Source organism: Streptomyces griseomycini, assembly GCF_014203535.1.
GTDB classification, from domain to species: Bacteria; Actinomycetota; Actinomycetes; order Streptomycetales; family Streptomycetaceae; genus Streptomyces; species Streptomyces griseomycini.
On the sequence record NZ_JACHJI010000006.1, the window covers coordinates 274,890 to 294,072 of the forward strand.

Genomic DNA, 19,183 nt, shown 5'->3' on the forward strand with positions numbered 1-19,183 from the left:
TCGGAAGGTGCGAGGTGTTCCGAGGTCCCGGCACCGACCCGAGGCCGACCGGCTCCGGCTGATCCGGGACTTCGCGTGTGACGGACGGCGGTGAGGGCGGGTTCACGGCGACGAGCGGGTCCCCGACGGCCACGGCGCCCCGGATCCGGTCCGGCACCGGCCGCGCTTGTCGGCGGCGGGCGAGCAGGCCACGCGGTAACCGCGACGACGCTCCGGCGTCACGGACCGTGACGGCGTCGTCACAGGCGCGCGGACGAGGTGCCGGATCCCCGTCCTCGCTCCGAGGGCAGCACCGCCTCGTCCCACGGCGTGCCGGCGACGGCCGCCCGGGCTTCCACCGGTTCCGCAGGCCGCGCCCCGGGGAGGGGCCCGGCCTGCGCCCGATGCGGCGGTGGTCCCGAGCGGTGAACAGCCGGTCGCGCAGCCGGTCGGCCGTTCGGGGCAGGGCGTCGGGTCGATCGTCCCGTGTCGGGGTACCCGGTTCTGCGCGTCCGTCGATCACATGGCGACGGGACGGCGCACACGACCGACCCCCGCGGAACAGGGAGAGACCGTGACCGAACAGCAGAACCCCGCCGAGCGGCATCCGACCCCCGACTTCCCGTCCCAGGACCAGCCGCACCCCGGCTGGACCGGTCCCATGGACCCGCCGCCGGACCACGGGGAGGACTCCTACCGGGGCAGCGGCCGGCTCGCGGACCGCAAGACCGTGATCACCGGTGGTGACTCCGGGATCGGGCGGGCGGTCGCCCTGGCGTTCGCACGCGAGGGGGCCGACGTGCTCTTCACCCACCTGGAGAGCGAGAAGGACGAGGCCGCCGAGACCGCGCGCTGGGTGGAGGAGGCCGGCCGGCGCGCCGTGCCCGTCTCGTGCGACATCCGGGAGGAGGAGAACTGCCGGGCGCTGATCGACCGCGCCGTGTCGGAGTTCGGCCGGATCGACGTCCTGGTGAACAACGCGGCGTACCAGATGTCGCAGCCGGACGGCATCGAGGCGATCTCCACCGAGCAGTTCGACCGCGTGCTGCGCACCAACCTGTACGGCATGTTCTGGCTGTGCAAGATGGCGCTGCCGCACATGCCTGAGGGCGGCAGCATCATCAACTCGGCCTCCGTGCAGGCCTACAAGCCGAGCCCGCACCTGCTGGACTACGCGACGACCAAGGGCGCGATCGTCACCTTCACCCAGGGGCTGGCGCAGATGGTGATCGAGCGCGGCATCCGCGTCAACGCCGTCGCGCCGGGCCCGGTGTGGACACCGCTGATCCCGGCGACGCTGCCGGACACGGAGGAGTTCGGCAAGCAGGCGCCCATCGGGCGGCCGGCCCAGCCGGCCGAGATGGCCCCGGCGTACGTCTTCCTCGCGTCCCAGGAGGCGTCGTACATCACCGCGGAGATCGTCAACGCGACCGGCGGCACACCGCTGCCGTAGGAAAATCCGGGGCGTGCTCCGGCCGCGTGCGGCAGACTCCGCCGCATGGACGCTTCCCGGTTCCTGGAAATCCTGGACAAAGAGGGCCAGTTGCTGGCCACAGCCGCCGAGGAGGCCGGCGTGGACGCCCCGGTGCCGGCCTGCCCGGGCTGGCGGGTCCGGGACCTGCTGCGGCACACCGGTGCGGTCCACCGGTGGGCCGCCGGCTTCGTCGCCGACCGGCAGGCCGCCCCCCGCCCGATGGACGAGCCCCCGGAGGTCGACGGCGCGGAACTCGTGGACTGGTACCGCGACAGCCACCGCCGCCTCCTCGACGTCCTGGCCGGCGCGGCGCCCGACGTGGAGTGCTTCACCTTCCTGCCCGGTGCGCCCTCCGCGCTCGCCTTCTGGGCCCGCCGTCAGGCGCACGAGACGGCGGTGCACCGGTTCGACGCGGAGTCGGCGCGCGGCGGTGCCCCCACCCCGGTGGCCACCGACTTCGCCGTGGACGGCATCGACGAGCTGCTGCGCGGCTTCCACGCCCGCGGCAGGAGCCGGGTGCGCACCGAGAGGCCGCGCGTCCTGCGGGTGCGGGTCACCGACGCCGACGCCGTGTGGACCGTACGGCTGTCCCCGGAGCCGCCGGTGACCGTGCGGGACGGGATCGGGGACGCCGAGTGCGAACTGACCGGCCCGGCCGAGCGGTTGTACCTCGCGTTGTGGAACCGGCTGCCGGTGCCGGCGGTTTCGGGTGACCCGGCGCTCGCCGCGCTCTGGCGGGACGCGTCCGCCGTGATCTGACGCCCGGGGCCCGGCCGTTCAGCCGTCCGTGAGCGTCCGGGCCAGTACCGCGCGCTGTACCGGCAGCACCTCGCCGTGCAGCGCGCGCCCCTTCGCCGTGAGGGACACCCGCACCCCCCGCCGGTCCTCCGGGCAGCTCCCCCGCTCGACCAGCCCCTCCCTCTCGAGACGGGCGATCAGCCGGGACAGCGCGCTCTGGCTCAGGTGGACACGCGCGGAGATCTCCTGGACGCGGTAGGAACGGTCGTGGGCGGCGAGCACGTCCAGGACCTCGAAGTCGCTGGCGCACACGCCGTGCGCGTGCAGGGCACGGTCGAGTTCGCACTGGATCCGCGCGTGCAGCGCGAGCATGCCCCGCCACCGTTCCACGAGCGCCTGTTCGACCGGGATCGCCGCCATGGGCGCACCGTAGCAGGGCCGTCGGTCACTTGCCGCGGCCGGACCTCTCCGGCATGATCCCGGGACGACCACGGACGGGGGGGCGCGGATGACGGGGCGCGGAGGGCGGCGGACCCAGGCCGAGCGGGACGCGATCACCGTCGAGATCGGGTACGCGCTGTGCAGCGCGGCCTTCGCGGCGGCGGTCGTCTTCGGGGCCGTGGCGGGACCGGCGCTGCTCTTCACGCTGCCGGACGTCCTGGAGACCGTGCTGCTGCACGCCGGGCTGGTGCTCGCGCCGGTCCTGTTCGCCGTCCGCACGGTCGGCGTGCTGCTCCGCTTCGGGCGGCCGGTTCAGCCCAGCCAGCCCGGCCGAACCAGTCCCGACTCGTAGGCGAGGACGACCAGTTGGGCCCGGTCGCGGGCGCCCAGCTTCACCATGGTGCGGCTGACGTGGGTCTTGGCGGTGAGCGGGCTCACGACCAGACGGCGGGCGATCTCCTCGTTGGACAGGCCGATGCCGACCAGCGCCATCACCTCCCGCTCCCGCTCGGTGAGCAGGGCCAGGGCGTCGGCGGCGGCCGGTTCCTTGGAGCGGGCCGCGAACTCGGCGATCAGGCGGCGGGTCACCCCGGGCGAGAGCAGCGCGTCCCCCGCGACCACCGCCCGCACCGCGCGCAGCAGTTCCTCCGGCTCGGTGTCCTTGACCAGGAAGCCGGAGGCGCCCGAGCGGATCGCCTCGAAGACGTACTCGTCCAGCTCGAAGGTGGTGAGCATGACCACCTTCACGTCCGCCAGCTCCGGGTCCCCGGTGACCCGGCGGGTCGCGGCCAGACCGTCCAGCGCGGGCATGCGGATGTCCATCAGGACGACGTCGGGCCGCAGTTCGCGGACCAGGCGCACCGCCTCCTCCCCGTCGGGCGCCTCCCCCGCCACCCCGATGTCCGGCTGCGCGTCCAGCAGCGCGCGGAACCCCGCCCGGACCAGTGACTGGTCGTCGGCGAGCAGTACGCGGATCACCGGTCCTCCTCGGCCTCGAGCGGCAGTACGGCGAGCACCCGGAAGCCGCCGTCGGGGCGCGGGCCCGCCTCGATGGTGCCATGCAGCGCGGCGGCACGCTCCCGCATCCCGGCGAGCCCCCTCCCGCTGCCGCCCGCGTCGGCGCCGGTCGCCGGCCCGTCGTCGTCGATCCTCAGCCGCAGCCTCCCCTCCCGCTCCCCGACGTGCACGCGTGCGTGCCGCGAGCCCGAGTGCCGTACGACGTTGGTGAGGGCCTCCTGGACGATGCGGAAGGCGGCCAGGTCCGCGCCGGGCGGCAGTTCGGGCGGCTCCCCCTCGACGGTGACCGTGAGACCCGCGCTCGCGGCCTGCTCCACCAGCTCGGGCAGCCGGTCCAGGCCGGGCGCCGGGGTGCGGGGCGCGGCGCCGGGCGCCCGCAGCGTGTCGAGCACCTGACGCACCTCCCCGAGCGCCTCCTTGCTCTTGTCCCTGATCGTGGCGAGCGCGGTGCGCGCCTGCTCCGGATCGCTGTCCAGCAGCGCGAGACCGACGCCCGCCTGCACGTTGATGACGGAGATGCTGTGCGCGAGCACGTCGTGCAGCTCGCGGGCGATCCGCAGCCGCTCCTCGTCCGCGCGCCGGCGCGCCGCCTGGGCCCGCTCGGCCCTCTCCCGCGCCCACTGCTCGCGCCGGTTCCGGGCCAGCTCGGACACCGCCACGATCGCCACCGCCCAGGTCGCGGCCACGACCTCCTGGTTCCAGGAGGCGCCCGGGTCACCGGACGGCGGCAGCCACCGGTACAGCAGGTGGGCGATCAGCAGGTGCCCCGCCCAGAGCGTCCCCAAGGCCGCCCACGCGGCCCGGCGGCGCCCCGAGACGACGGCGCTGAAACAGGCCACGGCGACGGTGAGGAACACCGGGCCGTACGGGTATCCGGCCCCCAGGTAGAGCAGGACGGCGGCGACCGTGCCGAACGCCACGAGCGCGGGGTGACGCCATCGCCACAGCAGCAGCACCCCCGCGACGAGCAGCAGCACCCGCGCGACCGGGTCCAGGGCGACCCGCTCGCCCTCCTGGGCGTGCCCCGCGAAGGTGGCGCCGACCAGCACGAAAGCGGTGAGCAGCGCGGTGGAGCGCCAGGGCCACCGGGGGCTCCGGTCCTCCCCGGCCCCGCCGCCGTCGCCGGTCCGGTCGGACCGGCCGCTCCCTCCGGGCGGGCCGTACCGCCACCGGGCGGGCGGCCCGTGGCGCCACCGCCCGGACGGCCCGCCCCCTCGCCCACGCTGCTCGTGCATGCCGGCCACGCTAGACGCCGGGCGCCCCGCGCGGCGTCACCCCGGCGTGGTGATCACGCGTACTCCCGGCGGAGTACCTCCGCCGGCCCGTCGGCCTCCCTGATCCGCAGCCGGCGCAGCGGTCGCGGCGCCCACCGGTTCGCACGCCCCGCGAGCCGCATCGTCACCGGCAGCAGCACGACCCGGACGAGGGTGGCGTCCACGGGGATCGTCAGGGCGGTGCCGGCCCCGAGTCCCTCGAGGAGGACGACGCCGCCGGCGGCGCAGGACGGGAGGGACAGGGCGAGGACGCCGGCCGCGGCGGTGACCGGCGGGGACCGCGCCGGAGGCCCTCGCCGACGGCCTTCCCGGTGTCGCCGGTGCGGTCGTGCTCCTCCTCGACGCGGGCCGGCGGGAAGACCTCGTGGTCCCCGTCGACAGTCCGTAGGCCACGCAGGACGTCGGCACCGGGATGCCGGGCTCGATCGAGCCGGTCGGGGTGGAGCCGAGGAGCCGGGACGGGTTCCCGTCCCGGAGGACCCGCACCGGGCGGCCGGACATCACCGACAGGCCCAGCAGGTCGAGCACGGTCGCCTTGAGCGGCAGCGGGTGGCTGCCCGTCATCAGGAAGAGGATCACGTAGGCAGCCGCCAGGACGAGGACGAGGCCGAGCGGCTGCGGTGGGCCGAGAAGCGGCCCACCGTCCTGGAGGGGCGGCTGGAGGGCGGGGCCGCCCTCGGCCGGTCCTTCGGGCACCCGCACGAACTCGTCCGGCTCGTGGCGGCGCACCCGCTGCACGAACGCCTCGCGGAGCTGCTGGTGCCGCACCGGCCGGCCCGCGGACGCGCTCGCCGTGCACGGGGAGGCGCGGGGGCGGCTCGCCGAGGTGGCGGGTGCGGATCCGGGTCCCGGGCTGCGGTCGTTGCACGCCCGGTGCTGCGTCAGGCCCCGGAACTGCTGCCGTCGCCCCCGGTCCCGGTGGCCTGGGAGGCACGGCCCCGGTCGGCCTCGCCCCGGTCGGCCCCGTCCTGCTGCGGAGGCACCAGCCCCACGGTGCGGGCGAGTTGCCCCGCCGCGTGCCGGAAGAACGTCTCGCGGTCCTCCACGACCCGGTTGAACTGCCCGAACAACTCGAAACCGACCAGTCCGAAGAGCTGCGCCCAGGCCGCCACCATCGCCACCGCCGCCGCGGGCGGCAGGTCGGGCGCGAAGTCGGCGGCCATCCGCACGGCCTCGGGCCGCAGGTCGGCCGGCAGCGGGGGCCCGGCCAGTCCGTGGTCCCGGTGCGCGTCGCGGAGGATGCCGATGAGGACGAGGGCGACGCGGGAGGCGGGCGGGACGGTGCTCCTGGGCGCGGTGTAGCCGGGCACCGGTGATCCGTAGATCAGCGCGTACTCGTGCGGACGGGCGAGCGCCCAGCCGCGCACGCCCTCGCACACCGCGGTCCAGCGCCGCACGGGCCCGGCGCCCGCGGCCGCGTCGTGCGCCGCCTCGGCAGCCGCACCGAGGGAGTCGTAGGCGTCGATGATGAGGGCGGTCAGCAGGTCGTCGCGGCTGGGGAAGTAGCGGTACAGCGCGGAGGAGGCCATGCCGAGCTCGCGGGCCACGGCCCGCAGCGAGAGCTTGGCGGCCCCCTCCACCGCGAGTTGCCTGCGGGCCTCTTCCTTGATGGCCGCGGTGATCTCGGTCCGGGCGCGGGCGCGGGCGCCGCGTGCGGTGCTGCTCATGCGGATCAGTGTCCCACGGAACCAGAGCAGTGCACACAAACGAGAGCGGCGCTCTTGCGCCGCCGCACCGGCTTCCTGCAGACTGAAGCACACAACGAGAGCACTGCTCACAAAAGAGAGCGCCGCTCACACCACTGTGCCGCCCGGGGGTCACCGATGTCGTCGTCAGCGCCGTACTACCGCAAGAGCGGCCCGATGGCCGTCCGGCTCAACCGTGTCGTCGGCTGGCTGGCCCGGCACGGTGTCAGCCTCGCCGGCACCGCCGAGATGTCCGTCCGCGGCCGCAAGAGCGGACGGATGCAGCGCATCCCGGTCAACCCGCACACCTACGACGGCGGGCGGTACCTGGTCTCGGCGCGCGGTCACTCCCAGTGGGTGCGCAACATGCGCGCCGCCGGGGGCGGGGAACTGCGCGTCGGACGCAGGGTCCGCTCGTTCACCGCGGTGGAGCTCCCCGACGAGGAGAAGCTCCCGATCCTGCGGACCTACCTGGAGAAGTGGGGCTGGGAGGTGAACCAGTACTTCCAGGGGGTCACCGCCGCGTCCCCCGACGAGGAGATCGTCGCGTCCGCCCCCGACCACCCGGTCTTCCGGATCACGGTCAGGAACTGACCTCGTCGCCCGCGGGACGCCGGTCCAGCGCCAGCAGGGCGCGGTGGGCCAGCGGGTGGGTGCGGACCAGCTCGCCGAGCGTCGTCGAGCCCTGGGTGATGTCCTTGAACGCCTTCCAGGCCGGGCGGAAGCCGGTGAGGACCGCGTGGAACACCCCGGGGCGCCGTTCGAACGCCGCGAGCATCCGCTTGCCGACGCTCATCTCCACACCGAGGCCCGCCTTGACCGCGAAGGCGTAGTTCAGCGCCTGCCGGCGCGTGTCCACGGCGTCGTGGGCCTCGGCGATCCGCACCGCCCACTCCCCGGCCAGCCGGCCCGAGCGCAGCGCGAAGGAGATGCCCTCGCGGGTCCACGGCTCCAGCAGCCCGGCCGCGTCCCCGCACACCAGCACCCGCCCGCGCGACAGCGGCGAGTCGTCGGCGCGACAGCGGGTCAGGTGGCCGGAGGAGATGCTCGGTTCGAACCCGGCGAGGCCGAGCCGCCCGATGAAGTCCTCCAAGTACCGCTTGGTCGCGGCGCCTTCCCCGCGCCGCGAGATCACGCCGACGGTCAGCGTGTCGCCCTTGGGGAAGACCCAGCCGTAACTGCCGGGCATGGGGCCCCAGTCGATGAGCACCCGGCCCCTCCAGTCCTCGGCGACGGTCTCCGGCACCGGGATCTCCGCCTCCAGGCCCAGGTCGACCTGGTCGACCTTGACCCCGACGTGCGCTCCTATCCGGCCGGCGCTGCCGTCCGCGCCGACCACGGCCCGGGCGAGCACCGTCTCGCCGCCCTGCAGCACGAGGGCGACCGTGCGCCGGTCCGGCACGGCCGAGCCGTGCTGCTCGACCCGCTGCACGGTGACGCCGGTGCGCAGCTCGGCGCCCGCCTTCTGCGCGTGCTCCACCAGCTGCTGGTCGAACTCGGGCCGGTTGATCAGCCCGAACAGCATCCGCCGGGAGCGGCGGGTACGGCTGAAGCGGCCGTTGTTCGAGAACGTCACCGCGTGCACCCGGTCCTTGAGCGGGAGCTCGAAGCCGGGCGGGAGCGCGTCGCGCGAGGGCCCGATGATGCCGCCGCCACAGGTTTTGTAGCGCGGCAGCTCCGCCTTCTCCAGCAACAGCACGCGCCGTCCCGCGACCGCCGCCGCGTAGGCGGCCGAGGCCCCCGCGGGTCCCGCGCCCACCACGACGACGTCCCATACCTGCCGCACGTCGTCCGCCGAAGAGTTCTCGCTGCTCACGATGGTCTACTGCTCCCGATCAAGCCGCCTGCCGCTGTCCCCCGCATCCTACGGCGGCGGTCACCGCAGGCCGCTGTGGGAGGATCGGCGGCGTGGGTGCCCCGTACACGGGAACGCACCCGCGCCCGCACGATCATCTCGTACACAGAAGTACGCAGAAGTACAACGTCGCACCTACAAGGAGCGTGCCCATGTCGTCGAATCCGGTCGCCGCGACCGTCGCTTCCCTCATGCCCGGGGCGAAGGCGGAGCTCACCGAACTGGTGGCCTTCAAGTCGGTGGCGGACTTCGGCCAGTTCCCGCGCGAGGAGAGCGAGGGCGCCGCGCGCTGGATCGCGGACGCGCTCACCGCCGAGGGGTTCCAGGACGTGGCCCTGCTCGACACCCCGGACGGCACCCAGTCGGTGTACGGCTACCTGCCCGGCCCCGAGGGCGCGAAGACCGTGCTGCTGTACGCCCACTACGACGTCCAGCCGCCGCTGGACGAGGCAGGCTGGGCCACCCCGCCCTTCGAGCTGACCGAGCGGGACGGCCGCTGGTACGGGCGCGGGGCCGCCGACTGCAAGGGCGGCGTGATCATGCACCTGCTGGCGCTGCGCGCGCTGAAGGCGAACGGCGGCGTACCCGTGCACGTCAAGGTGATCGTCGAGGGCTCGGAGGAGCAGGGCACCGGCGGCCTGGAGCGGTACGCCGAGGACCACCCCGAACTGCTGGAGGCCGACACCGTCGTCATCGGCGACGCGGGCAACTTCCGCGCCGGCCTGCCGACGGTCACCTCCACCCTGCGCGGCATGACGCTCGTCCGGGTGCGGATCGACACCCTGGAGGGCAACCTGCACTCCGGCCAGTTCGGCGGTGCCGCGCCCGACGCGCTGGCCGCGCTGGTCCGCGTCCTGGACTCGCTGCGCGCCGAGGACGGCAGCACGACCGTCGACGGGCTGACCGGCGACAGCGCGTGGGACGGACTGCAGTACGACGACGAGCAGTTCCGCAAGGACGCGAAGGTGCTCGACGGTGTGGAGCTGATCGGTTCCGGCACGGTCGCCGACCGCATCTGGGCGCGCCCGGCGGTCACCGTGCTCGGCATCGACTGCCCGCCGGTGGTCGGCGCCACGCCGTCCGTCCAGGCGAGCGCCCGCGCGCTGATCAGCCTGCGGGTCCCGCCGGGCGTCGACGCGGCCGAGGCGACGAAGCTGCTCCGGGCGCACCTGGAGGCGCACACGCCGTGGGGCGCACGGGTGAGCACCGAGCAGATCGGCCAGGGGCAGGCGTTCCGCGCGGACACCACCAGCCCGGCCTACCAGGCCATGGCCGACGCGATGGCGGTGGCGTACCCGGGTCAGGAGATGCAGTACGCGGGTCAGGGCGGCTCCATCCCGCTGTGCAACACCCTCGCCGCCCTCTACCCGAAGGCGGAGATCCTGCTCATCGGCCTGAGCGAGCCGGAGGCGCAGATCCACGCGGTGAACGAGAGCGTGTCGCCCGACGAGCTGGAGCGGCTGTCGGTCGCGGAGGCGCTGTTCCTGCGCAACTACGCGTCCGACGCGAGCTGAGCGGGGCGGTTCCCCGCTCTGCCACCGGCAGAACCCCCGCCCCTGGGGCGGGGGTTCGCCCTACGGTCGTCCCATGGACGTCGTCGAGCTCCTCCCCCGTCTCCACCTCCTGCGCTTCCCGGTCGGCCAGGCCTACCTCTGGCGCGACGGCCCGGACGGCGGCGACGGCGCGCTGACGCTGGTCGACGCCGGCCCGGCGGGTTCGGGCGCGCCGATCGCCGAGGCGCTGACCGCGCTGGGCCGGCACCCGCGGGACGTCCGCCGGATCGTCCTCACCCACTTCCACGAGGACCACGCGGGCGGCGCGGCCGAGGTGGCGGCGCTCACCGGTGCCGAGGTACTGGCGCACCGGCTGGACGCGCCGCACGTGCGCGGCGAAGTCCCGGGACCGCCCCCGGTGTTCGAGGACTGGGAGCGCCCCCTGCACGAGCGGGCGGCACGGCTCCTGCCCCCGGCGGACTTCGAACACCCCACCCGGGTAACGGAGTTGTCCGACGGCGACGTCCTCGACCTGGGCGGCGGGGCACACGTCGTGCACGTCCCGGGGCACACGCACGGCAGCATCGCGCTCCACCTGCCCCGGTACGGTGTGCTGTTCACCGGGGACACGGTCGCCGCCTCGCCCGTGGACGGCACCGTGATGCCGGGCGTGTTCAACCTCGACCGGCACCGGGTGCTCGCCGCCTGCCACCGGCTGGCCGCCCTCGACGCGGAGGTGGCCTGCTTCGGCCACGGCGCTCCGGTGCGCGCCCGGGCAGCGCGGGCACTGCGTGCGGCGGCGGAGGCGGCGGAGGCGGCGGACAGGAGCGCGGCGGGGCCGGACGGAGCGGACGGGGGCCCGGCGGACACGGACGGCGCGCCGCCGGGTGACGCGAGGACGGGCCGCTGACCGGCGGCCCCGCGACCGGCGGGGCCGGGCAGGAGCAGCGCGGCCGTTCGGGGGGACCGACGCGGCCGCGGGAACGGCGGGCCGGGCGGCTGCGCCGGGCGCGCCGGCCCCCGCCGTCATCCCACCGGCACCCCGGCCTCCAGGTACATCGCCTTCCCGCGTTCCCGTGCCCGCAGCGCCCGGCGCAGCCGCTCGTAGCGGACCGGCGGCAGCAGCTCGGCGGCCTCGGCCTCGGAGACGAAGCGCCAGTCGCGCAGTTCGGGGCCGGGCAGCAGCAGCCGGCCGGCGTCCGCGGAGTCGAGGCGGCCACCGTCGAAGAGCAGGCGCAGGCCGCCGAATCCGGGCGGTGCGGGCGGTTCCCAGTCGACGACGAGCAGCGCCGGCACGTCGTCGAGGCGGATCCCGGTCTCCTCGGCGACCTCGCGCATGCCCGCGCGTGCGGGTGCCTCCCCGCGCTCCACGACCCCGCCCGGGAACTCCCAGCCCGCCTTGTAGGTCGGGTCGACGAGCAGCACCCGGTCCTGCTCGTCGAACAGCAGGACCCCGGCGGCGACGGTCTCGGCGGTGGGCTCGGGCGTCTGCACGATGTCGCAGGCGGGCGCCGTCCCGCTGCCGACCGCCTCGGCGATCCGCAGGGCGGTGTCGTACGGGGTCAGGGCGCCGCTGTCGATGGGGTAGGCGTCGGCGGTGAGCCAGGAGGCGAGGGCGGACTTGTACGGCTCGATGTGGTCGTAGGACCACTGCCGGACGCGTATCTCGCCGTCGGGGGCGTCCCGGCCGGCTATGCGCTCCCGCAGGATCGTTTCCGCCGGAGCGAGGAGGACGTGGCGGACCGGGATCCGGCGGGCGGCGAGGCCGCCGAAGATCTCGTCGCGGTACTCCTGGCGCAGCAGTGTCATGGGCACCACGAGGGTCCCACCGAGCTCGGCGAGCATCGCGGCCGCCGTGTCGATCACGAGTCGTCGCCAGATCGGGAGGTCCTGGAAGTCGCCGACCTCGGCGAGGCGTTTGGGCGGCAGCAGATGTGCGAGTGCTCCGCCGATGACCTCGGGGTCGAAGAGCGTGCTGTTCGGGATCAGGTCGATCAGTTCGCGTGCGGTGGTGGTCTTCCCCGCACCGAACGCGCCGTTGATCCAGACGACGGTCACGGTTCCCCCTCTTCTCTTGGCCCCCTGTGGCTTGCCCGCTCCACCCTGCCACGGAAACCAGCCCCAGTTGAGAACGCGTGACAACGCGCCGGCGCCCCTCTGGCCGAGGGACGCCGGCGCCGTGCGGTCCTGTCGTGGGGCTCTCGTCAGGCCTTGCCCTCCTGGGCCCCGCCCAGGTCCAGGACGCCGTCGGTGTCGACGGCCTGGTCGAGGGTGCTGAGGGCGTCGTCGGCGCCGAGGCCGTCGAGGCTCTCACCGAGCGCGTGCGACGGGGTGACCGCCGCGACGACGAAGCCGGTGGCGAGGGAGGCGATGGCGAGCATGCTGCGTTTCTTCATGACGGGCTCAACTGCCGCGACGGCCCCGAGGTCACGCACGCGTCCGCGCGACCGGGCGGGCGGCCGGACCCCGCTCCTCCCCGGCGGACCGCCCCGGGCGGGTCCGGCACGCTCCCGCGCCCCCGCGCGACGCCCGTTCCCGCACCCCGCGACGCCCTCGCCCGGGAGCCCGCGTTCAGACGCCCATGGCCGCCGTGTCCGTCCGCCCGGCCAGCGCCGCCGCCGCGGCGCCCACGAGACCGGCGTCGGTGCCCATCCGCGCCGGAGTCACCGCGAGGCGCTGGACGAAGGACAGGGTGGCGTACTCGGCCAGGGCCTTGCGCAGGGGGGCGAAGAGGATCTCGCCGGCCTTGCCCACTCCCCCGCCGATCACGGCGACGTCGATCTCGACGAGGGTCGCGGTGGCCGCGATGCCGGCGGCCAGCGCCCGGGCGGCGCGTTCGAAGGAGGCGACGGCCACCGGGTCCCCGGCCCGGGCGGCCGTGGCCACCGCGGCGGCGGAGGTGTCGCCGTCCGGGCCGGGCCGCCAGCCGTCGGCCAGGGCGCGGCGGGCGATGTTCGGGCCGCTCGCGATGCGCTCCACGCAGCCGCGCGAGCCGCACGGGCACGGGTCGCCGTCCAGGTCGACGCTGATGTGGCCGATGTGGCCCGCGTTGCCGGTCGGTCCGGGGTGCAGCCGGCCGCCCAGCACCAGGCCGCCGCCGACCCCGGTCGACACGACCATGCACAGCGCGTTGTCGTGGCCGCGGGCGGCGCCCTGCCAGTGCTCGGCCGCCGTGATCGCCACGCCGTCGCCGATCAGCTCCACGGGCAGGCCCCCGGCCGCGTCCCGGACCCGGGCGACGAGCGGGTAGGCGCGCCAGCCGGGCACGTTCACCGGGCTCACCGTGCCCGCGGAGGCGTCCACGGGGCCGGCGCTGCCGATGCCCACGGCGCGGGCGTCCTGCCACAGCGGGGACGCGTGGAGCTCGCCGAGCACGGCCTCGACCGCCCGCATCACGGTCTCCCCGTCCTCCTGCGCGGGCGTCGGCCGCTGGGCACGGACCAGGATCCGGCCCCGGCCGTCCACCAGCGCGCCGGCGATCTTGGTGCCGCCGATGTCGAGCGCAGCCACGAGGTCGGTGTGCATCAGTGTCGGATCTCCCCGTCAACCATCGGAAAACGCCCGGAAGGCCCCTGCGCGGCCGGAAGGCGGCACAGGGGGCAGACAACATCCCCGGTCCCGCGGTGACGCGCGGGCCGGAGGGTGCGGTGGACAGTGTCCCCCGACTCTGACAACGTTGTCCAGGCTCTATGCTCGACGCCACATCCTCATACAACCCCACGGCCCCACGCATCCCCGTGGACGACAGGACAGGACAGGACACCGTGCCGGAGACGCCCCGCCGCACCGACCGCCCCTCAGGGACCCGTTACGGCAGCCGTCCGACGATGAAGGACGTGGCCGCCCGCGCCGGGGTCGGGCTCAAGACGGTCTCCCGGGTGGTCAACGGCGAGCCCGGGGTCACGCCGGAGACGGAGCGCCGCGTCCAGGAGGCCATCGAGGCCCTCGGCTTCCGCCGCAACGACAGCGCGCGGGTGCTGCGCAAGGGCCGCACCGCCAGCATCGGACTGGTCCTCGAGGATCTGGCGGACCCGTTCTACGGGCCGCTGAGCCGGGCGGTCGAGGAGGTGGCCCGCGCGCACGGCGCCCTGCTGATCAACGGCTCCAGCGCCGAGGACCCCGACCGGGAGCAGGAGCTGGTGCTGGCGCTGTGCGCCCGCCGGGTGGACGGGCTGGTGGTGATCCCCGCCGGTGACGACCACCGGTACCTGGAGCCGGAGCTGAAGGCGGGCGTCGCCACCGTGTTCGTGGACCGGCCGGCCGGGAAGATCGACGCGGACGTCGTCGTGTCGGACAACTACGGCGGCGCCCGCGACGGCGTGGCGCACCTGATCGCGCACGGGCACCGCAGGATCGGCTTCATCGGCGACATGCCCCGCATCCACACCGCGGCCGAGCGGCTGCGCGGCTACCGGACCGCCATGGAGGACGCGGGCATACCGGTGGCGGACTCCTGGATGTCGCTGGGCGTCACCGATCCCGAGCGGGTGCGCCGGGCGGCCGGGGAGATGCTCTCCGGCCCGGACCCGGTCACCGCGATCTTCACGGGCAACAACCGGGTGACGGTCACCGTGATCCGGGTGCTGGCCGAACACACGCGCCGGGTCGCGCTCGTCGGCTTCGACGACATCGAGCTCGCCGATCTGCTCCAGCCGGGCGTCACGGTCGTCGCCCAGGACGCGGCGGCCCTCGGCCGGACCGCCGCCGAGCGCCTCTTCCGCCAGCTGGACGGCACCCTGCTGCGCCCCGAGCGCGTCGAGCTGCCGACCCGGCTGATCACGCGCGGTTCGGGCGAGCTGCCCCCGGCGGACTGAGCGACCGGTGCCGGCGGAGGACCGCTCACCGCGCGCCGGGGTCCGCCGGGGCACCGCGGGAGCCGGGCCGTCCGGCGGGACGGGCCGGACGGGTCGGGACCGCCTCGCCGGTCGGCGTCCCGGCCCCGCGCGGGAGCCGTTCGTCGTCCGGCCCGGCGCGCGGCAGCCCTCGGTGACCGACACGAGCGAGGACGCGCCACTGCCGCGTCGCGGCCGCGCACCACGGATCCGGCCGTGCCCCGGCCGCCCGCGCCCGGGCACGGGTCGAACGCGCCGGCGCACGGGCGCGGGGCGCGCCCGTGCGCCGCGAGGAAACCGGGGACGGCGGCCGGGTCCGGAGCGGTGCGTACGGCCTCAGCAGGCGGGCAGCCCGGGCACCGGCCCGTCGTTGTCGCCGCCCGCGACGTAGACGACGCTGACCCAGACACCGGTGTTGCCGCTGTCGTCGTCCGTCCTGGCCCACCAGACGTTGGTCCACTCGCGGTACGTCTCGCGGCGGCCCAGGTTCTGCTGGCAGTAGAAGTAATCGGTGCCGGCGTTGAGGACGCCGGCCTCGGTGCCGGAGTCCGTGTAGGACTTGGCGGTGCGCCCGACCCGGCAGTTGTACTTGCCGCCGCCCGTGGGGCGGCAGGCCGGGGCCGGTGTGGTCGCGCCGCCGTCGTCTCCCGCCGTGCCGCTGCTCCCGGAAGCGTCCTCGCCCGGGGTTTTTGCCGGAGCCGTCGAGGCGGGAGGGGCGGTGGTCCCGTCCCTCCCGCCGGGCTCGTCCTGCGGGGCCTCGCGCTCCGCCTCGGCCCGTCCGGTCGGCGCGGGGCTCCGGAGGCGGTCGGCGTCCGCGTCGGCGGAGGCCGACACGTCGGTGCGGCTGCCGCCGGTGCGCGCGTCCGCCCGGGTGCCGCCCGCGGAGTCGAGCACGACGACCGTGAGCGCGGTCGCGGCGAGGGCCGCGGTGACGGCCACGGCGGCGAGCAGGGCGCGCCCCCTGCGGCGGGGGCCGGCGGGGGAGGCCACGGTCCCGACGGACGTGGCGGTGCCGGGGACGACGTGCGCACCGCCGGCCCCGGGGCCCGTCGCTCCGGCCCCCGGTCCGGGCGGCCTCGGCGGGCCGAGGTCCGACGGCGTCGCCGGGACGCCGTGCTCCGTCTCGGCCCGGTCGAGCGGGACCGCGGGCCCGCGCAGGGAGGCCGTCGGGACGTCCGCGCCGGTGGCGTCCGCGACCGCCTCCAGCAGCGCGCGAGCCTCCTCGGCCGTCGGGCGGCACTCGGGCCGCTTGTCCATCAGGCGCCGCAGGACCGGCGTGAGGGGGCCCGCGCGGCGGGGCTCGGGCAGGGGCTCGGTGACGATCGCGGTGAGGGTGGAGAACGTCGACGTGCGCCGGAACGGCGTGTCGCCCTCCACGGCCACGTACAGCGTGGCGCCCAGGGCCCAGACGTCGGAGGCCGGTCCCGGAACGGCGCCCTGGGCGCGCTCGGGGGCCAGGTAGTCGAGGGAGCCGACGATCTCCCCGCTCCGGGTGAGACGGGTCGCCGAGCCGTCGCCCGGGTCGTCCATGGTGGCGATGCCGAAGTCGGTGAGCACGGTCCGGCCCGAGCGGTCGAGCAGGATGTTGGCGGGCTTCACGTCCCGGTGCAGGACGCCGGCGCGGTGCGCGGCGGCCAGCGCGTCCACGACCTGGGCGCCGGTCCCGGCCGCCTCGCGGGGATCGAGGGCGCCGCGCTCGCGGAGCACGTCGTCCAGGGACGGCCCGTCGATCGGTTCCATGACGACCAGCGGGCGCCCGTCCACCTCGGCGACGTCGTGCACGGCGATGACGCCGGGGTGCCGCACCCTGGCCGCCGCGCGTGCCTCGCGCTGCATCCGCAGGCCGAGATCGGCCAGTTCGGGACCGGCCGCGTCGGTGTAGGTGCGCAGTTCCTTCACCGCCACCTCGCGGCCGAGAACCTCGTCCACCGCCTTCCAGACCACGCCCATGCCACCGCGTCCGAGCCGCGCCGTGACCCGGTAACGGCCGGCCAGCACCCGGCCGGTTCCGTCCGTGTGTGTCCGTACTCCCCCGCTGACACCGCCACCCCGTTCCCGTGACCCCGCTGATCATGTGTGCCGTAAGCCTGAGGGGCCTGCCGGGAAAGGGCGTTCGGAGCTCGTGTGACGGGGCCGCCGCACGACGGCCCGGCGCCGGACCCTCGGCCGTGGCCGGCGTCACGGACGGCCGGCGTCGCCCGCGAGGGGCGCCTCCGCGCCCTCGGGGTCTCCGGGACCCCCGGGATGCTCGGGCTCCCAGCGCAGCAGATCGCCCGGCTGGCACTCGAGCACCTCGCAGAGCGCGGCGAGCGTCGTGAACCGCACCGCCTTGGCGCGGCCGTTCTTGAGGACCGCCAGGTTGGCGGGGGTGATCCCGACGCGCTCGGCGAGCTCGCCCACGGACATCTTCCGCCTGGCCAGCATCACGTCGATGTCGACGGCGATCGGCATCAGATCACCTCGGCCAGCTCGGCCCGCATCCGCGACGCCTCGACGTCGCGCGCGACGGCCTGGGCGAGCAGCATCCGCAGCACGAGCACGACGAGCGCGACCCCCAGGACCGCCAGACCGACCCCGCCCAGCAGGAGGACGACGCCCGGGGCCACAGCCTCGCCCGGCGCCAGGAGCACCCCGAGCGTGAACACCAGGAGCGCGGCGGCCACGAACGCGCCGATCACGATGTGCACGTACCGGAAGGCGGCGTGGGAGAACACGGTGCCGCGCCGCACCATCGTCACCAGCCGCCAGACGCAGACCAGGACGACCTGGGCCGCCACCACCCCGAGGAGCACGATGAGGAGGAACGGGACCCGCAGGTACGCGTAGTCCGGGTCCAGCCCCTCCAGGTCGCTCGCCAGCAGCGGCACCATCACCGCCTGCACGAACACCGAGCCCGCCAGCAGCGTCGCGAGCACGGCGCGCAGCGCGAGCACCGTCAGTTGTCCCATGACCCCTCCTCCAATCGAACCACGATGGAAATCTATCGAGATTCGATAGGTGGGGCAAGCGGACGACCCGGGCCCGCGACGGGGCGCCCACCGCGGACCCAGGCCACCTGGCCGGCTACCGCGCCGAGGTCGTGAGGTCTCCCCGCCGGGGCGCCGCGAACCCCTCGAGGCCGGCGCGGGTCAGACCGGTCAGCCGTGCCACCTCGGCGGCGTCGAGGGCGCCGCAGTCCAGGCCGCGCAGCAGGTACCCCGCGAGGGCCTTGGCGGTGGCGGGCTCGTCCATGACGTCACCGCCGGCCCGCTCGGCGTACCGGGAGAGGCGGGCGGCGGCCTGCTCGAAGCCCTCGCGGTAGAAGGCGAAGACGGCCGCGTAGCGGGTGGGGAGGTGACCGGGGTGCATGTCCCAGCCCTGGTAGTAGGCACGGGCCAGGGCACGGCGGGTGAGCCCGTAGTGCAGACGCCAGGCGGCGTGCACCTTCTCGGCCGGCCCGACGGGCAGGACGTTGGTGGAGCCGTCGGAGACCCGCACCCCGGTCCCCGCCGCCGCGACCTGCATGACGGCCTTGGCGTGGTCGGCGGCCGGGTGGTCACTGGCCTGGTGGGCGGCGGAGACGCCGAGGCAGGCGCTGTAGTCGAAGGTGCCGTAGTGCAGACCGGTGGCACGGCCCTCGGCCGCCTGGATCAGGCGGGCGACGGTGGCGGTGCCGTCGGCGGCGAGGATGGACTGGCTGGTCTCGATCTGGATCTCGAAGCCGATCCGGCCCGGCTCGAGGCCGCGCGCCTCCTCGAAGGCCTCGAGGAGCCGGACCATGGCGGCGACCTGCTCGGGATAGGTGACCTTGGGCAGGGTCAGGACCAGTCCGCCCGGCAGGCCGCCGGCCTCGGTCAGGCCGGTGAGGAAGACGTCCAGGGTGCGGATGCCCCGGTCGCGGACGGCGGCCTCCAGGCACTTCATGCGGATGCCCATGTACGGGGCGGCGGTGCCGTCGCCGTACGCCCCGGCGATCAGGCGGGCCGCGCGGGCCGCGGCCTCGTCCTCCTCGGCGTCGGGCCGATTGCCGTAGCCGTCCTCGAAGTCGACGCGCAGGTCCTCGACCGGCTCGCGCTCCAGCTTGGCGCGGACGCGACCGTACACGTCCTCGGCCAGCCGGTCCTCCAGCCCGAGGACGGCGGCGAACGAGGCGGCGTCCGGGGCGTGTTCGTCGAGTGCGGCGAGGGCCCGGTCGCCCCAGGAGCGGAGGGTGTCGGCGGCGAAGGCGTCACCGGGGACGTAGACGGTGTGGACGGGCTGGCGGGTGCCGGGGTCCCCGGGGTAACGGCGCTCCAGTTCGGCGTCGACGGACGCGAGGGAGGCCCCGATCTCCTCACCGACGGCGCCCGCGAGACTCGTCGCCACCCGCTCCTGCTGCCCCTGGCCCATTCCCCGCTCCTCACTTCCGCGATGCGG

At 75.3% G+C, this 19,183-nt stretch carries 20 protein-coding genes and 1 pseudogene; 8 read left to right on the top strand and 13 right to left on the bottom strand.

What is annotated here, in order from left to right:
• Window positions 1-553: 553 nt before the first annotated feature.
• Together FHS37_RS18850 and FHS37_RS18855 are read left to right on the top strand one after the other, a co-directional pair.
• Window positions 554-1,432, top strand: coding sequence for an SDR family oxidoreductase (locus tag FHS37_RS18850; protein ID WP_184822681.1), 879 nt, complete (start codon window positions 554-556; stop codon window positions 1,430-1,432).
• 45 nt (window positions 1,433-1,477) lie between these two features.
• Window positions 1,478-2,212, top strand: coding sequence for a maleylpyruvate isomerase family mycothiol-dependent enzyme (locus FHS37_RS18855; RefSeq protein WP_184822683.1), 735 nt, complete (start codon window positions 1,478-1,480; stop codon window positions 2,210-2,212).
• Between the two features lie 18 nt (window positions 2,213-2,230).
• On the opposite strand, the gene FHS37_RS18860 is transcribed toward FHS37_RS18855, so the two are convergent.
• Window positions 2,231-2,611: a MarR family winged helix-turn-helix transcriptional regulator gene (locus tag FHS37_RS18860; RefSeq protein WP_184822685.1), complete on the bottom strand. Its 381-nt coding sequence runs from the start codon at window positions 2,609-2,611 to the stop codon at window positions 2,231-2,233.
• A gap of 88 nt (window positions 2,612-2,699) precedes the next feature.
• Here FHS37_RS18860 and FHS37_RS18865 point away from each other — a divergent pair, with 88 nt between their 5' ends.
• On the top strand, window positions 2,700-2,984 hold the full coding sequence (locus tag FHS37_RS18865) for a DUF6332 family protein (RefSeq protein WP_184822687.1): 285 nt from the start codon (window positions 2,700-2,702) through the stop codon (window positions 2,982-2,984).
• Here the strand turns inward: FHS37_RS18865 and FHS37_RS18870 are convergent.
• Genes FHS37_RS18870 through FHS37_RS18880 form a run of 3 tightly spaced genes read right to left on the bottom strand, consistent with a single transcriptional unit; the run spans window position 2,945 to window position 5,087 of the window.
• Window positions 2,945-3,610, bottom strand: coding sequence for a response regulator transcription factor (locus FHS37_RS18870; protein WP_184822689.1), 666 nt, complete (start codon window positions 3,608-3,610; stop codon window positions 2,945-2,947). The genes FHS37_RS18865 and FHS37_RS18870 overlap by 40 nt on opposite strands.
• Complete coding sequence (locus tag FHS37_RS18875) at window positions 3,607-4,884, bottom strand: sensor histidine kinase (protein ID WP_184822691.1); 1,278 nt, start codon at window positions 4,882-4,884, stop codon at window positions 3,607-3,609. Before FHS37_RS18875 ends, FHS37_RS18870 begins: the two co-directional genes overlap by 4 nt.
• A 53-nt stretch (window positions 4,885-4,937) precedes the next feature.
• On the bottom strand, window positions 4,938-5,087 hold the full coding sequence (locus FHS37_RS18880) for a hypothetical protein (RefSeq protein WP_184822693.1): 150 nt from the start codon (window positions 5,085-5,087) through the stop codon (window positions 4,938-4,940).
• A 602-nt stretch (window positions 5,088-5,689) separates the two neighbouring features.
• Between FHS37_RS18880 and FHS37_RS40545 the strand changes: the two are divergent.
• A pseudogene (locus FHS37_RS40545) lies at window positions 5,690-5,785 on the top strand (hypothetical protein); the annotation flags it as partial.
• Window positions 5,786-5,804: 19 nt separating this feature from the next.
• On the opposite strand, the gene FHS37_RS18885 reads toward FHS37_RS40545, so the two are convergent.
• Window positions 5,805-6,590 (bottom strand): TetR/AcrR family transcriptional regulator, encoded by a 786-nt coding sequence (locus FHS37_RS18885; RefSeq protein ID WP_184822695.1) that lies wholly within the window; start codon window positions 6,588-6,590, stop codon window positions 5,805-5,807.
• A 156-nt stretch (window positions 6,591-6,746) separates the two neighbouring features.
• Between FHS37_RS18885 and FHS37_RS18890 the strand changes: the two genes are divergently transcribed.
• Entirely contained in the window at window positions 6,747-7,202 is a 456-nt protein-coding gene (locus FHS37_RS18890; protein ID WP_184822704.1) for a nitroreductase family deazaflavin-dependent oxidoreductase, read from the top strand.
• Here FHS37_RS18890 and FHS37_RS18895 read toward each other — a convergent pair.
• Window positions 7,192-8,424, bottom strand: coding sequence for a geranylgeranyl reductase family protein (locus FHS37_RS18895; protein WP_184822706.1), 1,233 nt, complete (start codon window positions 8,422-8,424; stop codon window positions 7,192-7,194). The genes FHS37_RS18890 and FHS37_RS18895 overlap by 11 nt on opposite strands.
• Before the next feature lie 191 nt (window positions 8,425-8,615).
• On the opposite strand from FHS37_RS18895, the gene FHS37_RS18900 reads away from it, so the two are divergent.
• Window positions 8,616-9,977 carry a dipeptidase gene (locus FHS37_RS18900; protein WP_184822707.1) on the top strand — a complete coding sequence of 454 codons (1,362 nt, stop codon included), beginning with the start codon at window positions 8,616-8,618 and terminating at the stop codon, window positions 9,975-9,977.
• A 73-nt stretch (window positions 9,978-10,050) separates the two neighbouring features.
• Entirely contained in the window at window positions 10,051-10,866 is an 816-nt protein-coding gene (locus tag FHS37_RS18905; RefSeq protein ID WP_184822709.1) for an MBL fold metallo-hydrolase, read from the top strand.
• Between the two features lie 116 nt (window positions 10,867-10,982).
• Here the strand turns inward: FHS37_RS18905 and FHS37_RS18910 are convergent, their stop codons facing one another.
• The 3 genes from FHS37_RS18910 to FHS37_RS18920 form a co-directional block, all read right to left on the bottom strand.
• On the bottom strand, window positions 10,983-12,014 hold the full coding sequence (locus FHS37_RS18910) for an NUDIX hydrolase (protein ID WP_184822710.1): 1,032 nt from the start codon (window positions 12,012-12,014) through the stop codon (window positions 10,983-10,985).
• A gap of 146 nt (window positions 12,015-12,160) precedes the next feature.
• Window positions 12,161-12,352 carry a hypothetical protein gene (locus FHS37_RS18915; protein WP_184822712.1) on the bottom strand — a complete coding sequence of 64 codons (192 nt, stop codon included), beginning with the start codon at window positions 12,350-12,352 and terminating at the stop codon, window positions 12,161-12,163.
• 175 nt (window positions 12,353-12,527) lie between these two features.
• Complete coding sequence (locus FHS37_RS18920; RefSeq protein ID WP_184822714.1) at window positions 12,528-13,481, bottom strand: ROK family protein; 954 nt, start codon at window positions 13,479-13,481, stop codon at window positions 12,528-12,530.
• A 212-nt stretch (window positions 13,482-13,693) separates the two neighbouring features.
• Here FHS37_RS18920 and FHS37_RS18925 point away from each other — a divergent pair, with 212 nt between their 5' ends.
• Window positions 13,694-14,770, top strand: coding sequence for a LacI family DNA-binding transcriptional regulator (locus tag FHS37_RS18925; protein WP_184822716.1), 1,077 nt, complete (start codon window positions 13,694-13,696; stop codon window positions 14,768-14,770).
• 354 nt (window positions 14,771-15,124) lie between these two features.
• Here the strand turns inward: FHS37_RS18925 and FHS37_RS18930 are convergent, their stop codons facing one another.
• The 4 genes from FHS37_RS18930 to FHS37_RS18945 form a co-directional block, all read right to left on the bottom strand.
• Complete coding sequence (locus FHS37_RS18930; RefSeq protein ID WP_184823245.1) at window positions 15,125-16,738, bottom strand: serine/threonine-protein kinase; 1,614 nt, start codon at window positions 16,736-16,738, stop codon at window positions 15,125-15,127.
• A 228-nt stretch (window positions 16,739-16,966) separates the two neighbouring features.
• Complete coding sequence (locus tag FHS37_RS18935) at window positions 16,967-17,239, bottom strand: helix-turn-helix domain-containing protein (protein WP_184822718.1); 273 nt, start codon at window positions 17,237-17,239, stop codon at window positions 16,967-16,969.
• Complete coding sequence (locus FHS37_RS18940) at window positions 17,239-17,736, bottom strand: DUF2975 domain-containing protein (protein WP_184822720.1); 498 nt, start codon at window positions 17,734-17,736, stop codon at window positions 17,239-17,241. Before FHS37_RS18940 ends, FHS37_RS18935 begins: the two co-directional genes overlap by 1 nt.
• Before the next feature lie 115 nt (window positions 17,737-17,851).
• Complete coding sequence (locus FHS37_RS18945; protein ID WP_184822721.1) at window positions 17,852-19,156, bottom strand: DUF6986 family protein; 1,305 nt, start codon at window positions 19,154-19,156, stop codon at window positions 17,852-17,854.
• Between the last annotated feature and the right edge of the window lie 27 nt (window positions 19,157-19,183).

What these genes read in the sequence shown, in the direction of transcription:
- FHS37_RS18855 (WP_184822683.1), top strand. Translation starts at nt 1,478, where the DNA reads ATGGACGCTTCCCGGTTCCTGGAAATCCTGGACAAAGAGGGCCAGTTG.
- FHS37_RS18860 (WP_184822685.1), bottom strand. Translation starts at nt 2,611, where the DNA reads ATGGCGGCGATCCCGGTCGAACAGGCGCTCGTGGAACGGTGGCGGGGC.
- FHS37_RS18865 (WP_184822687.1), top strand. Translation starts at nt 2,700, where the DNA reads ATGACGGGGCGCGGAGGGCGGCGGACCCAGGCCGAGCGGGACGCGATC.
- FHS37_RS18875 (WP_184822691.1), bottom strand. Translation starts at nt 4,884, where the DNA reads ATGCACGAGCAGCGTGGGCGAGGGGGCGGGCCGTCCGGGCGGTGGCGC.
- FHS37_RS18885 (WP_184822695.1), bottom strand. Translation starts at nt 6,590, where the DNA reads ATGAGCAGCACCGCACGCGGCGCCCGCGCCCGCGCCCGGACCGAGATC.
- FHS37_RS18890 (WP_184822704.1), top strand. Translation starts at nt 6,747, where the DNA reads ATGTCGTCGTCAGCGCCGTACTACCGCAAGAGCGGCCCGATGGCCGTC.
- FHS37_RS18900 (WP_184822707.1), top strand. Translation starts at nt 8,616, where the DNA reads ATGTCGTCGAATCCGGTCGCCGCGACCGTCGCTTCCCTCATGCCCGGG.
- FHS37_RS18905 (WP_184822709.1), top strand. Translation starts at nt 10,051, where the DNA reads ATGGACGTCGTCGAGCTCCTCCCCCGTCTCCACCTCCTGCGCTTCCCG.
- FHS37_RS18915 (WP_184822712.1), bottom strand. Translation starts at nt 12,352, where the DNA reads ATGAAGAAACGCAGCATGCTCGCCATCGCCTCCCTCGCCACCGGCTTC.
- FHS37_RS18920 (WP_184822714.1), bottom strand. Translation starts at nt 13,481, where the DNA reads ATGCACACCGACCTCGTGGCTGCGCTCGACATCGGCGGCACCAAGATC.
- FHS37_RS18930 (WP_184823245.1), bottom strand. Translation starts at nt 16,738, where the DNA reads ATGGGCGTGGTCTGGAAGGCGGTGGACGAGGTTCTCGGCCGCGAGGTG.
- FHS37_RS18935 (WP_184822718.1), bottom strand. Translation starts at nt 17,239, where the DNA reads ATGCCGATCGCCGTCGACATCGACGTGATGCTGGCCAGGCGGAAGATG.
- FHS37_RS18940 (WP_184822720.1), bottom strand. Translation starts at nt 17,736, where the DNA reads ATGGGACAACTGACGGTGCTCGCGCTGCGCGCCGTGCTCGCGACGCTG.
- FHS37_RS18945 (WP_184822721.1), bottom strand. Translation starts at nt 19,156, where the DNA reads ATGGGCCAGGGGCAGCAGGAGCGGGTGGCGACGAGTCTCGCGGGCGCC.